10 protein-coding genes are annotated in these 13,764 nt (G+C 57.5%); 3 read left to right on the top strand and 7 right to left on the bottom strand.

Translation table 11 applies throughout. The features are described 5' to 3' along the window. Positions 1 to 419: 419 nt before the first annotated feature. The 7 genes from maeB to FVB43_RS21480 form a co-directional block, all read right to left on the bottom strand. On the bottom strand, positions 420 to 2,699 hold the full coding sequence (maeB, locus tag FVB43_RS21510; protein ID WP_167864736.1) for an NADP-dependent oxaloacetate-decarboxylating malate dehydrogenase: 2,280 nt from the start codon (positions 2,697 to 2,699) through the stop codon (positions 420 to 422). Positions 2,700 to 2,938: 239 nt separating this feature from the next. Continuing rightward, a complete protein-coding gene (locus tag FVB43_RS21505; RefSeq protein WP_167864735.1) occupies positions 2,939 to 3,901 on the bottom strand; it encodes a sugar-binding transcriptional regulator in 963 nt (320 codons plus the stop codon). Between the two features lie 101 nt (positions 3,902 to 4,002). After that, positions 4,003 to 4,860 carry a phosphogluconate dehydrogenase C-terminal domain-containing protein gene (locus FVB43_RS21500; protein ID WP_159336151.1) on the bottom strand — a complete coding sequence of 286 codons (858 nt, stop codon included), beginning with the start codon at positions 4,858 to 4,860 and terminating at the stop codon, positions 4,003 to 4,005. Continuing rightward, positions 4,857 to 5,669 carry a sugar phosphate isomerase/epimerase family protein gene (locus FVB43_RS21495; protein ID WP_167864734.1) on the bottom strand — a complete coding sequence of 271 codons (813 nt, stop codon included), beginning with the start codon at positions 5,667 to 5,669 and terminating at the stop codon, positions 4,857 to 4,859. The genes FVB43_RS21500 and FVB43_RS21495 overlap by 4 nt, the downstream gene beginning before the upstream one ends. After that, on the bottom strand, positions 5,670 to 6,455 hold the full coding sequence (locus FVB43_RS21490; protein WP_277950375.1) for a triose-phosphate isomerase family protein: 786 nt from the start codon (positions 6,453 to 6,455) through the stop codon (positions 5,670 to 5,672). Continuing rightward, positions 6,452 to 8,212: a dihydroxyacetone kinase family protein gene (locus FVB43_RS21485; protein WP_167864733.1), complete on the bottom strand. Its 1,761-nt coding sequence runs from the start codon at positions 8,210 to 8,212 to the stop codon at positions 6,452 to 6,454. Before FVB43_RS21485 ends, FVB43_RS21490 begins: the two co-directional genes overlap by 4 nt. Continuing rightward, positions 8,209 to 9,549, bottom strand: a complete 1,341-nt coding sequence (locus tag FVB43_RS21480; RefSeq protein WP_133845933.1) for an MFS transporter — start codon at positions 9,547 to 9,549, stop codon at positions 8,209 to 8,211. Before FVB43_RS21480 ends, FVB43_RS21485 begins: the two co-directional genes overlap by 4 nt. Before the next feature lie 422 nt (positions 9,550 to 9,971). On the opposite strand from FVB43_RS21480, the gene rpiB reads away from it, so the two are divergent. From rpiB to tkt, 3 genes are all read left to right on the top strand, one after another. Beyond that, the gene (gene rpiB, locus FVB43_RS21475; RefSeq protein WP_133845932.1) at positions 9,972 to 10,430 is read left to right on the top strand and encodes a ribose 5-phosphate isomerase B; all 459 of its coding nucleotides are present in this window, start codon (positions 9,972 to 9,974) and stop codon (positions 10,428 to 10,430) included. Positions 10,431 to 10,711: 281 nt separating this feature from the next. After that, positions 10,712 to 11,662 carry a transaldolase gene (gene tal / locus FVB43_RS21470; RefSeq protein WP_159336148.1) on the top strand — a complete coding sequence of 317 codons (951 nt, stop codon included), beginning with the start codon at positions 10,712 to 10,714 and terminating at the stop codon, positions 11,660 to 11,662. Positions 11,663 to 11,729: 67 nt separating this feature from the next. Continuing rightward, entirely contained in the window at positions 11,730 to 13,730 is a 2,001-nt protein-coding gene (tkt, locus tag FVB43_RS21465) for a transketolase (RefSeq protein WP_133845930.1), read from the top strand. Positions 13,731 to 13,764 lie beyond the last annotated feature (34 nt).

Below are 13,764 nucleotides of genomic sequence, written 5' to 3'. Positions count from 1 at the left end.
ACATCAAAACCCAGGTCAAACCCCAAATATTAAAAAACCAAAATGACCAAAAGCCCAGAAAGACTTTTTGTATCTGGTCTGTCTGACCTGTCTTTGATTGTTCTTTTGATTTTGACCTTTTGAGCGGCAATTAAGCCTCGCCGAAGGAGAGCGGATTTCCAGGACGAGCCGACAGGACGTCGGCGAGAGGGTGTGCCGGGACAGGGATGTCCCGTCACGCCCGGTCCGGCGGGAAAGCCGACCGACTGAGGGAACCCGCTTTAGCGGGCGATGCGCCTGCCGCAAGCCCGGGTCCCCAGGGTGGTGGCGACTGGCCGCCCTGGGTCGCTCAGCCCGCGCAGCGGGAAAGCGAAACGCCCTTGACCTGGCCTTGACCTTGACCTTGAGACGTTGACCTGGCCCCCAGGCAGGCCTGCGCCTTATAGCGGCGCGGTCTGCGCCTCCACCACCGCCAGTGCCACCATATTCACAATGCGCCGCACTGATGAAATCGGCGTCAACACATGGACCGGTTTCGCCATCCCCATCAGCACCGGCCCCACCGTTACACCGTCAGAGCAGGAAACACGCAGCAGGTTATAGCTGATACGCGCCGCTTCGACGTTAGGCATAATCAGAATATTCGCCGAGCCTTTTAGCGGGCTGTCCGGCATCAGATCCTGACGAATGCTCTCTACCAGTGCCGCATCGCCGTGCATTTCGCCATCAATTTCCAGCTCAGGCGCACGGGCTTTTACCAGCGCCAGCGTGTCACGCATCTTACGCGCGGCAGGTGCATCCGAGGCCCCAAAGCTGGAGTGTGAAAGCAGCGCCACCTTCGGTTCGATACCAAAGCGACGCACCGTTTCCGCCGCCATCAGCGTCAGCTCAGCCAGCTGTTCCGGCGTCGGGTCTTCATTGACGTAGGTATCGGCAATAAAGGTGTTACCGCTCGGCAGCTCCAGCGCGTTCATCGCCCCGGCCACTTTCACGTCCGGACGGAAGCCAAACAGCTTCTCGACGATATCGTAATGCTGCCTGTAATCCCCCACGGTGCCGCAGATCAGCGCATCGGCTTCCCCACGGTGAACCATAATGGCACCGATCAACGTCGGATTGCCGATCACATCACGTTGCGCCTGCTGCGGCGACACGCCACGGCGCTTCATGATCTGGTAATACTCGTTCCAGTACTCCTTAAAACGCGGATCGGATTCGTTGTTCACCACGTCGAAATCTTTGCCCGCTTCGATTTTCAGTCCCAGCTTTTGCAGACGCATCTCAATCACACTCGGGCGGCCAATCAGGATCGGCTTCGCCAGCCCCAGCGTCACCAGCTCCTGGGTGGCATGCAGCACACGCGCCTCTTCCCCTTCGGCCAGCACCACGCGTTTCGGATCTTTACGCGCCTGCGAGAACACCGGTTTCATAAACAGATTGGTTTTGTAGACAAACTCCATCAGCTTTTCGCGGTAGGCGTCAAAGTCAGCAATAGGCCGCCGTGCCACACCGGAATCCATCGCCGCTTTTGCCACCGCCGGGGCGATCTGCACAATCAGGCGCGGGTCGAAGGGTTTCGGGATCAGATACTCCGGGCCAAACGACAGCTCCTGGTCGCCGTAGGCAGAGGCCACTACGTCACTCTGCTCTGCCAGCGCCAGTTCGGCAATGGCATGCACCGCCGCCAGCTTCATCTCTTCGTTGATCGCCGTTGCCCCCACATCCAGCGCACCGCGGAAGATAAACGGGAAGCACAGCACGTTGTTCACCTGGTTAGGGAAGTCCGAGCGGCCCGTACAGATGATAGCGTCCGGGCGCACGGCTTTCGCCAGTGGTGGCAGGATTTCCGGCTCCGGGTTGGCCAGCGCAAGGATCAGCGGGTCACGCGCCATCCCTTTGACCATTTCCTGGGTCATCACTTTCGGACCCGAGCAGCCAAGGAAGATATCTGCGCCTTCGATCACCTCAGACAGCGTTCGTTTGCCGCTATCGGCCACGGCATAAGCCGCTTTGGTTTCCGCCATCGGGGTTTCGCGCCCCTGGTAGATCACCCCTTTCGAGTCGCAGACCACAATATTGTGTTTCTGCATCCCCAGTGCCACCAGCAGGTTAAGGCAGGCAATGGCAGATGCCCCCGCCCCGGAGACCACCAGCCGCACGTCCGAAATGTTCTTTTTCACTACCCGCAGGCCGTTCAGCACCGCTGCCGTACAGATGATCGCCGTCCCGTGCTGATCGTCGTGGAACACCGGGATGTTCATACGCTCGCGCAGTTTCTTTTCAATGTAGAAGCACTCGGGTGCTTTAATGTCTTCAAGGTTGATGCCACCAAAGGTGGGTTCCAGCGCGGCGATCACATCAATCAGTCTGTCCGGGTCCAGCTCGTCCACTTCGATATCAAAAACATCGATACCGGCAAATTTCTTGAACAGTACGCCTTTACCTTCCATCACCGGCTTGCTGGCCAGCGCGCCGATATTCCCTAAGCCCAGCACCGCCGTACCGTTAGAGATCACCGCCACCAGGTTAGCGCGGGCGGTGTACTTGTCTGCCGCTTCAGGATCGGCGGCGATCGCCAGGCATGGCGCGGCCACACCAGGCGAGTAGGCCAGCGCCAGATCGCGCTGTGTGGCAAGGGGCTTGGTCGGGGAAACCTGAATTTTTCCGGGAACCGGGAATTGGTGAAAATCGAGCGCACTCTGTTTTAACTGATCGTCCATTAGCAGGATCCTTTTTTATGGTGGGGTACAACTGCTCAGTATAGGAGTGCCGGACGGGAGAAAAACTTGAGGGAGTGCATAGAATTGGCATTCAACGATCGGGCGAGGCATGTGCAGGACCGGGCGAGGCATGCCTCGCCCCTACGATGCCCGGCGCAGGGGTCAGGTATTCCAACCCGCCGCAATGGTCAAATATTCCAGCCGGTCGTAGGGGTCAGGCATGCCTGACCCGTGGAAAACTACTTCGTCATATTCAACAGCGTACGAATGTTCTGTGCCGTGGTGGCGATAATATCAATCGCCCCGGTGCGCAGCGCACCCAGCAACGCCATCGCTTTGGTGTTCTCCGAGGCGATAGCTATCACACAGGGGATTTTACGCAGCTCGTCGATGCTCAGGCCGATAACCCGGTCATTCATCACCGTATCCACATGCTGCCCCTGAGCGTTAAAGAAATCATAACCCGCCACATCACCAATCACGCCCTGATTCAGGCTGGCATCGATAATCTCATGGGGGGTAAACCAGCCGAGTTTGACCATATAACTGTTTTCATTCATGTCACCGATCCCCACCAGCGCTACATCGGCTTTACGCGCGCGATCCAGCGTCTCTTTGATGGTGCCGTTCTGCATGAATGCCTCTTTCAGCGCACGGTCTTCAACATAGGCCGGGGCATAGAGCGTTTCACTGATACCGCCGAACTTTTTCGCCAGACGGCGACTGATGTGGTCAGCATTGATGGCATCACCGGGGCGGTGCGTCCCGCCAATACCGCTAATAAAGTGGCAGTTACGCGTGGGGACACTGCCTGGATGGTCAGCGACCGCTGCCACGTTACGCCCCTGCCCGACCGCCACCACCGCATTATCTTTCAATGACTGTGACAGGTGCATCGCGACCAGCGCCGCCACCTGACGGCGCTGCTCATCCTCGTCATGATGATCGAGGGCAATCAGCGCACGTTGTAATGGGAAACGTTCCAGTAACTGCTGCTCCAGCCGGGTACTGAAGACCGGGTGATAGCGCACGTTGATTTCAACGATGCCCTCTTCTTTGGCTCGCTTTAACAAGCGCCCCACTTTAATGCGGGAGATACCAAATTTACGCGCAATCTCTTCCTGGGTAATTTCGTCCTGATAGTATGCAACGGCAATTTCCGTCAGCAGTTCAGTGTCCTGAGATAGCGTGTTTTTTTCCATCCGGGCAGTCGTCTCTTCTCGTCGGTTTCGGTAGCGAGCGCGGCAGCCTGTGCCGCGCCTCAGGCAACAATTTATACCATTTTACGCTATCCGACAGAGGATTAACGACGGATCGCGTCAATTTTGAGCATGCGCGCAATCACGATATCCAGTTCTTTCTCCTCGAAAATCTGTTTCCAGTCGGGCTTAACGATCTTCTCGCGGCCATACTCCATCGCAATCATGCAGGCATCAGAGAACGGGTTAGTGGCGCGGAATGCCACTGCCAGCGCGATCTGAATATGGCCGTACAGCATTGCTTTTGCCGCCTCTTCCGGCACGCCGGAGTGTTTAACCGTCTCATCCAGCGCCTCTTTCATAAAAGCACCGACCATACAGGCTACGGTTTCCACCAGCGTGGGCTCAAGATACGCCAGCTGTTTAACCGTCACCCAGTGCACCTGCTCAACCGGGCCATACATCACGCTGATCACCTTGCTCAGTTCACTCTTCTGCGCATCGCTGCCGCTTTCAAACGACGCCGCCACATGCTGAATGGCAGCCACGCCACCGAAGGCATCGGCGTGTTCTTCTTTGGTATAACGGTCAAGGAATACGGAAGGATGGCACGGATGGGCCACGGCGTAGTGAATGCCCTCGCGCAGCGCAATCAGATTGGCATAAGCCGCTGCCGGGTCCAGCGTTAACAGCGTGGCACCGTTTTTCATCAACGGCACCACACCTTCAGAGACTTTGCCCAGCACAATATCCGGCACCGCGAGGATCACCACATCACTGTGCGGCACCACGGATTCCGTGCTGGACAGCTCACGCCCCTGCCCGGTGACCTGCTCCTGGGCCTTCGGCGCACTCTCACAGTAAAACACCTGATAGTCGCTGCGCTGCAAATTCGCCGAAATGCGCATGCCCATTTTGCCGCCCGCGCCAATCACGGTGATGGTGGTTAATTGTGTGCTCATACTGACTCCTGAAGTTGTTTGTGACGTAAAAAATCAACGCTCTGTTGCGTCCACTCGGCTTCCCGCTGGCAGGTGCTTTCGGCATCCTGCTGCCACGGCAGCCAGTGTTCGACGATCTGATTAATGCCACGATCTGCCGGACGCACCTGGTCTATCAGCAGATCGTAATCAAGCAACCCTTCGCCCAGCGGGCAGCCGGTCAGCGTAAAACCGACCCAGCCCTCCTGCCGGCTGAAAGCAAAATCTTTAATATGCAGATTGAGCACCCGGTGCGCGGTGTTTGCCACCACTTGCTGGGGGAGTTCGAGAGCGGCGACGCAGTTTGCCGGGTCCAGGCACACGCCCAGGTAATCGGAAGGGAAACGATCGATCACCGACATCATCTGCGCGCTGTTGACCTGCTCGTAAGTCTCCAGACACAGCCGAACCTGCTGGCGTTCAAACGCGGGCAGAATGCTTTCAATCAGCGCGGCGGCTTCCGGCAGCGTTGGACGATGGCTGGCACTGTTAAACATCGAACGGATCACCGTCACCTGTAACACCTGTGCCAGGTGCAGATAACGCTGTAAGTGGGCGGTTTGCAGACCGCGCGTTCCCAGCTCCAGCTGGATGCCCAGCGTATCGGCCTGCTGACGCAGTGTGACCAGCTCGGCATCGCTCCAGCTTTCGATCTGCGGATAATCACAGATTTGAAACAGCGTCACGCCCATATCGGCGGTCTTTTCCAGCATCTGCGCCAGCGTCATCGGAACGGATACACGCGCCGAGGCACGCCAGAAAAAGGCATAGGTACTCAGACCAATCGCCATTTATGCCTCCTGCCGCTGAGCGCTGTGGGCCAGTGCGGCGGCTTCATCAATAATCTGTGCCAGCGCATCGGGTTTGTGGGCGAAGCGCCCGAGAAACAGCCCGCTGACCTGATGGCCAAGACGACTCAACAGCCCCGGCCCGGCGCTGCCACCGTAAATCACGCGAATGTTGATATCGCCCGCCAGATCAAGCTGGCGCAACCCGGTACACACCTCACCGATAAAGGCATCCGGTGCAGGCGCAGGCGCACCAATCGCCCACTGCGGTTCCCAGGCCAGCACCACATCACCGCTCAGCTGTTGCTGACGCGCCTGACTCAGTGCCGCGCTTAACTGATGACGGCAGATCGCTATCGCCTGCTCACTGCTCAGACGTTGTTCTTCCCCCAGGCACAGTACCGGGGTTAACCCGTTACGCAGCGCTGCCGCCAGTTTCCCCGCCACCTGACGGTCATCTTCGGCAAAATGGCGACGACGTTCCGCATGGCCGACCTCCACATAGCGACAGCCGATTTCAGCCAGCATCGGGCCACTGACCTCACCGGTCCAGGCCCCGCTGTCCTCCCAGGCCAGATCCTGTGCCCCCACGCTGACTGCCGTATCAGCAAAAATCTGCTTCACCGCCGGAATAGCGGGGAACGCAGGCAGAACGAACAGCCCCACCTCACCGCTGACGATCGCCGGATGCTGACGAGCCAGCTCTGCCACCTGCTGGCTCCAGGTCAGGGTTTGTTGATAGCTGAAATACATTTTCAGGCTGACGCCCAGTGTGATGCGCGCGCTCACTGACTGACCTCCTGAAGGGAGAGTGTCGCAGGGGCACTGGCCTGTAGCTGCACCAGCACTTTATTGACGATCAGCGCCAGCGAAACGGCCCCGGCATCTGGCGTGCCCAGGCTCTTCTCAGCCAGTGGACGGGCGCGGCCCATTTTCGGCAACAGCTGCGCCGTCTCTTTGGCGCTTTTGGTCGCCTGCTGTGCTGCCGCCGCCCAGGCATCAATCAGCGTGTCACCTGCGGCCACGCGGGCACTCAGGCACTCGCTGAAAGGCACCAGCACATCGACCATGGTTTTATCGCCCGGCTTCGCTTTACCGAAGTGCATAATCCCCTCTTTGGCATGCTGCACCCCCAACGCAACGCGCCGGGCATTCGGGGTTTTAACATCCCCCAGCGCCGTGCCAATCGCCGTCAGCAGCACGCCCCAGAGCGCACCTGAAGTGCCTCCGGCTTTGTCCGCCCAAGCATCGGCGGCGCGGCACAGCAGCGTTCCGGCACCCGCCTGGCGCTGCAGCATCTCACGGGCTTTTTCCAGCGCCCCCAGCGATCCGCGCTCCATACCGATCCCGTGGTCACCGTCTCCGGCAACCGCATCAATACGCCCCAGCTCAGTGGCATGTTCTTCAATCACTTCAGCTATCGCAGTGACCACCGACAGGACACAGGTGGCCGCCTGCTGCGAGGCCGCGCTGGCAGTGGGCACCACATCTACCTCGGCGAGGATCTGCTCAGCAGCATCCAGTGGTTCCGCCATCAGCACACTGCCTTTACGGAAGGCCGGAGCATTGGCCGGGGCACGCCACAAGGTTTCCAGTTCATCGTCCAGCCACATCAGCGTCAGCGAGGCACCGGCCATATTAAAGCTGGTCACAAACTCACCCACTTCCGGCTCCACCACCTGCAACCCTTCCGCCGCCAGCAGTTGTGCCACGCGGCGATAAACGACAAACAGCTCTTCATATTTTACCGAGCCGAGACCGTTGAGGATCGCCGCTACCCGCTGCCCTTTACGCTGCGTAATTTCTTCCGGGCACTCCTTCAGCAGACTGCTGACAAACAGTTCTGCCAGCGTATCTGCCGCAGGAATATCGCATTCGCGGATGCCCGGCTCACCGTGTATCCCCATTCCCAGCGCCATGGTGCCGTGCGCCACGCTGAACAGTGGCTGTGTGGCCCCCGGCAGGGTACAACCGGAGAACGCCACACCCAGAGAGCGCGTGCGATGATTCGCATGGCGTGCCAGACGCGTGACCTCGGCAAGCGAGTATCCTGCCTCAGCCGCCGCGGCTGCGGCCTTAAACACCGCCAGATCGCCCGCCACACCACGACGCTTTTCACGCTCGGACAGCGCCGCACTGGAAATATCGTCTGTCACTGCCAGCAGTTCGCAATCAATGCCTTCGGCTTTCAGACGTTCGCTGGCCTGACCAAAATGCAGCACGTCCCCGGCATAGTTACCAAAGGCCAGCAGAACGCCCCCGCCATTGTCCGCCGCACGCGCCACGTTGTAGATCTGCTGGGCTGACGGAGAAGCAAACAGGTTACCCATCGCCGCCCCGTGCGCCATACCCTGCCCGACCAGGCCGGAAAACGCCGGATAGTGGCCGGACCCGCCGCCAATCACCACCGCCACACATCCCGCAGGGCTGCGGGTGCTGCGCACCACGCCCCCCGGAACCTGACGGACTTTATCGGCATTGGCCGCGACGAAACCCTCAATCAGCTCACTGGCGAAAGCAGAGGGTTGATTAAACAGATAGGTCATTGGGAAGGCTCCTGTGTAATGGGGGCAGACTGAAATCCAGAACGTTTGGCGTTAAGTAACAACATCAGCAGTGCAGAGAGCAGCATGAAGCCCCCCACGACCATCATGGGAACGGTGTAGGCTCCGGTGGCGTCATGCAGCATTCCGGTGAGGTAGCCCGCCGAGAAGCCCGCAACGTTACCGAGGGTGTTAATCAGCGCGATGGCTGCCGCCGCAGACGCGCCGGTCAGAAACTGCGTTGGCAGCGTCCAGAAATTCGGCAAGGCGGCAAAAATCGAGCTGGCCGTCACTGCAATCACCAGCATGGTGGCCAGCGGAGATTCCATATAGAGCGCCAGTGGTACGCTGATAGCCCCGGTCAACGCAGGCAGTGCGATATGCCAGGTTTTGCAACCGCGACGGGTTGCATCGCGTGACCAGAAGAACATCACGATGGCCGCCACCAGATACGGCGCTCCGGTAATCAGCCCCTTCTCGATGACGTTAAACGAGGTGCCGAACTGCTGCTGGAAGCCAGAAATAATGGTCGGCAGGAAGAAAGCCAGCGCATACAGACCGTAGATAAAGCCGAAGTAGATCAGGCACAGCAGCCAGACGCGGCCGTTGGTCATCACGCTACGCAGGCTGGCATGCGCGGTGGAGCCTTTTTCACGCTGCTCTTTTTCCAGCGCCGTAGTCAGCCACTCTTTCTCTTCTTTATTCAGCCATTTTGCATCACGCGGGGAGTCCACCAGATAGAACCAGGCCACGATGCCGATAATAATCGCCGGAATGGAGACACCGAGGAACATCACCCGCCAGCCGGAGAGGCCAAACAGACCGTGCTGTTCAATCAGTGCGGCAGCCAGCGGCGCACCCAGCACCACCGTCAGCGGCTGTGCGAGGTAAAACAGGGACAACACCTTACTGCGGTGTTTAGCCGGAACCCACATGCTGAGGAACAGGATCGCCCCCGGGAAGAAGCCCGCTTCGGCAATCCCCAGCAGCAGTCGCAGGGTATACAACCCTTCAATACTGCTCACCCAGGTAAACAGCAGCGAAACGATGCCCCAGCTGACCATAATGCGCGCCAGCCATTTGCGTGCGCCGTAGCGATGTAAGGCCAGGTTGCTTGGCACTTCCAGCAGGATGTAACCAATAAAGAAGATGCCGGACGCCAGGCCAAACTGCACCGCACTCAGCCCGAGATCCTGTGTCATGCCGTTCGGTCCGGCAAAAGAGATCGCCGTACGGTCAAGGAAGTTGATGAAGAACATCAGTGCCACAAAGGGCACCAGCCGCAGCGAGACTTTTCGAATAGCGGATTTTTCAATCGCCTGTGGATTAAGGGCAGTCATACGGCACCTCCGACAGACTGGAACAGAATACTGGTGAAATGACTCTGGCAATGACGCACCAGATCAGGGGTAGGCAGATGGCAAATTTGACGCATGGTTGAGTCCTCAGTGGGTCTTCTTGTGCATTGCATCAATGCGTGAACAAATGAACACTATATGGATTAATGTTCATTTCCCAGCATGCAAAACGAAAACTGTGACGGATCTCAAAACCTTTAATTTTGCCATTTAGCGGCAATAATAGGCAAAACCAAGCGCCATAAGGAAAAAATCAGCAGAGCGAAGAGGCATACTGAATAAAACAAAAGAACATCTATTGAACATATGAACAAAAATGCGTTAGGGTAAAAGTGAATCGTTGCCGGAGATCCTGATGATTCACCGGGATCCGGCGGCCCTGTTATCTCAGCGGGAGTAACCCTATGTCTTCTATCGCAATTGGCGCCGACGATGCGGCACTGGAATTAAAAAACCTGATCAAGCAGCTTTTGCAGGAAAAAAATATCGACGTCAGCGACTACAGCAATGATGCACAGTCCAGCAGACCCCTCTATCCGGATGTCGCCTGGACGGTGGCCAACGCCATTCGAGAAGGCAAACACCAGCGGGGAATTTTGATTTGCGGAACCGGGATCGGCATGGCGATTGTGGCGAACAAAGTGCCGGGCATCCGTGCTGCACAGTGTCACGATACTTACTCTGCCGAGCGTGCTCGCAAGAGTAACAATGCACAGGTGATGACACTGGGTGCACGCGTCATCGGCCCGGAGCTGGCCCGAAGTATTGTGAATAGCTGGCTAAATGCTGAATTTGAAGGGGGCGGCTCAACGGAAAAAGTCGAGAAAATCAGCTATTACGAGCAGAAAGTCGGCGAAAAGTAATCTTTAAGTGCGGCGCACCCCCTCTGCGCCGCCGCGTTTTCCCTGAGCTGCTACACTTAATCGTTGTGCTATTTTTGCTGCCAGCAGACTGGCCCATTGGGCGAACCCATCGCAACAATCAGAGAAAACGCATTCCCATTGTCGCGGGTCTGATGCAATGTTTCGCCTAAGAATACTCAGCCGTGTCGGGTACAGTTGTTGCGTCTTGCCTGTAAGAAACAGCCGCAACAATCGCGTCACGGTTAAACTTGCATCACAGATTGCTTATCAAGGAGCTTTAGATGAACCAGCTAGACGCACTGAAACAATTCACCACCGTGGTGGCTGATAGTGGCGATATTGAATCCATCCGTAACTACCATCCGGAAGATGCCACAACCAACCCGTCTCTGATCCTGAAAGCCTCCGGCCTCGACGCCTACAAACATCTGATTACTGACGCCATCGAGTACGCCAAAAAACAGGGCGGCAGTAAAGAAACCCAAATTATCAATGCCAGCGATAAGGTCGCCGTTAACCTCGGTCTGGAGATCCTGAAAAGTGTTCCTGGCCGCGTGTCTACCGAAGTGGATGCACGCCTCTCTTTCGATCGCGGGATGTGCGTGACCAAAGCGGAAAAGCTGGTGAGAATGTATGAAGAACACGGTATCGACCGTTCACGCATCCTCATTAAACTGGCTTCCACCTGGGAAGGTATTAAAGCGGCTGAAGAGCTTGAGAAAAACGGTATTCAGTGCAACCTGACCCTGCTGTTCTCCTTCGCTCAGGCCCGTGCCTGCGCCGAAGCCGATGTGTTCCTGATCTCGCCATTTGTTGGCCGCATCTACGACTGGTACAACAGCCGTAAACCGCTCGACCCGTACGTGGTGGATGAAGATCCGGGTGTGAAATCCGTACGCAATATCTACGACTACTATAAGCAGCATCGCTATAACACCGTGATCATGGGTGCCAGCTTCCGTAAAGTTGAGCAGATCCTGGCCCTGGCGGGCTGCGATCGTCTGACCATCGCACCGAATCTGCTGGAAGAACTTCAGGCCAGCAATGCGCCGGTCGAACGTAAACTGACGCCGTCCACTCAGGGCTTCCACCAGCCAGCCCCGCTGTCTGAAGCGGAATTCCGCTGGGAACATAATCAGGACCCGATGGCGGTAGAAAAACTGGCCGAAGGTATCCGCCAGTTCGCCATTGACCAGCAGAAACTGGAAGACGTGCTGGCTGCACGTCTCTAATCCCCCCTCTTATCTCTGACTCCCCGGGCGGATCGACGATCCGCCCTCTTGCAACCAGGAGGAAGCAATGTCTTCACGTAAAGAACTGGCAAATGCCATCCGCGCGCTCAGTATGGATGCGGTGCAAAAAGCCAAATCTGGCCATCCGGGTGCGCCAATGGGTATGGCCGATATCGCTGAAGTCCTGTGGCGTGATTTCCTGCATCACAACCCGAACAACCCAGCCTGGGCTGACCGCGACCGCTTTATTTTGTCTAACGGCCACGCCTCGATGCTGCTTTACAGCCTGCTGCACCTCAGCGGCTACGATCTGCCGATGTCCGAGCTGAAAAACTTCCGCCAGCTGCATTCAAAAACCCCGGGTCACCCGGAGTTGGGCTACACGCCAGGGGTGGAAACCACCACCGGACCGCTGGGCCAGGGCCTGGCGAATGCGGTCGGTCTGGCGATTGCGGAACGGACGCTGGGCGCACAGTTTAACCGCCCTGACCATAAAATTGTCGATCACCACACCTACGTGTTTATGGGCGATGGCTGCCTGATGGAAGGTATCTCCCATGAAGTCTGCTCACTGGCGGGTACGCTGGGGCTGGGTAAACTGATCGGTTTTTACGATCACAACGGCATCTCGATTGATGGTGAAGTGGAAGGCTGGTTCACCGACGATACCGCACAACGCTTTGAAGCCTATCACTGGCATGTGATCCGCGATATCGACGGCCATAACCCGGATGCGATTGCCAACGCCATCAAAGAAGCGCAAAGCGTCACCGACAAACCGTCGCTGCTGATTTGTAAAACCGTGATTGGTTTCGGTTCACCGAACAAAGCCGGTAAAGAAGAAGCGCACGGTGCTGCGCTGGGCGATGAAGAAGTGGCACTGACACGTAAAGCGCTGGGCTGGAATTATCCGCCGTTTGAAATTCCGAAAGAGATCTACGCTCAGTGGGATGCGAAAGACGCCGGGGCCAAAGCGGAAAAAGCCTGGGATGAGAAATTTGCTGCCTACAAAGCGGCCCACCCTGAGCTGGCCGCAGAATATACCCGTCGTATGACCGGGGGCATGCCGGAGAACTGGCAGGCGGAAACCCAGAAGTATATTGAACAGTTGCAGGCTAATCCGCAGAAAATCGCCAGCCGTAAAGCCTCGCAAAACGCGCTGGAGGCCTACGGTCCGCTGCTGAAAGAGTTCCTTGGCGGTTCTGCTGACCTCGCCCCGAGTAACCTGACCATCTGGTCAGGCTCGAAGTCTATTAAAGAGGATGAAGCCGGAAACTATATTCACTACGGCGTACGCGAATTCGGGATGACGGCGATTGCCAATGGCCTGGCGCATCACGGTGGCTTTATCCCGTATACCGCAACCTTCCTGATGTTCGTCGAGTATGCGCGTAATGCGGTGCGTATGGCCGCGCTGATGAAGGCGCGTCAGATTATGGTCTATACCCATGACTCCATCGGTCTGGGCGAAGATGGCCCAACGCACCAGCCTGTCGAGCAGATTGCCAGCCTGCGCGTGACGCCGAACATGAGCGTCTGGCGTCCGTGCGACCAGGTGGAAACCGCCGTGGCGTGGAAACATGCCGTCGAGCGTCATCATGGTCCGACCGCGCTGATCCTGTCGCGTCAGAACCTGGCACAGCCGGAGCGTACTAAAGAGCAGCTGGCCAATATTTCACGCGGCGGTTACGTGCTGAAAGACAGTGACGGCACGCCGGAGGTGATCCTGATTGCCACCGGTTCCGAAGTGGAAATCACTCTGGGCGCAGCCGACAAGCTGAGCGCCAGCGGCCACAAGGTGCGCGTGGTATCGCTGCCGTCTACCGATCTATTCGATGCCCAGGATGCGGCCTACCGCGAATCCGTGCTGCCTTCCGGCGTCACGGCGCGTGTCGCTGTTGAAGCCGGTATCGCTGATTACTGGTACAAATATGTTGGCCTGAACGGTGCCATCGTCGGGATGACCGGCTTCGGTGAATCGGCCCCGGCCGAGAAGCTGTTCCCGGAATTTGGCTTTACGGTGGAAAACATCGTCAGCCATGCCGAGGCGCTGCTCAAACCGCATTAATTCCTTTCCAGCCAAAAAGACAAAACCGCCGCAA

The sequence above is a fragment of the Erwinia rhapontici genome, assembly GCF_012271765.1.
Classification (GTDB): domain Bacteria; phylum Pseudomonadota; class Gammaproteobacteria; order Enterobacterales; family Enterobacteriaceae; genus Erwinia; species Erwinia rhapontici.
Note: the sequence above shows the minus strand (reverse complement) of the source record. Positions and strands in the feature narration are given on the sequence as shown.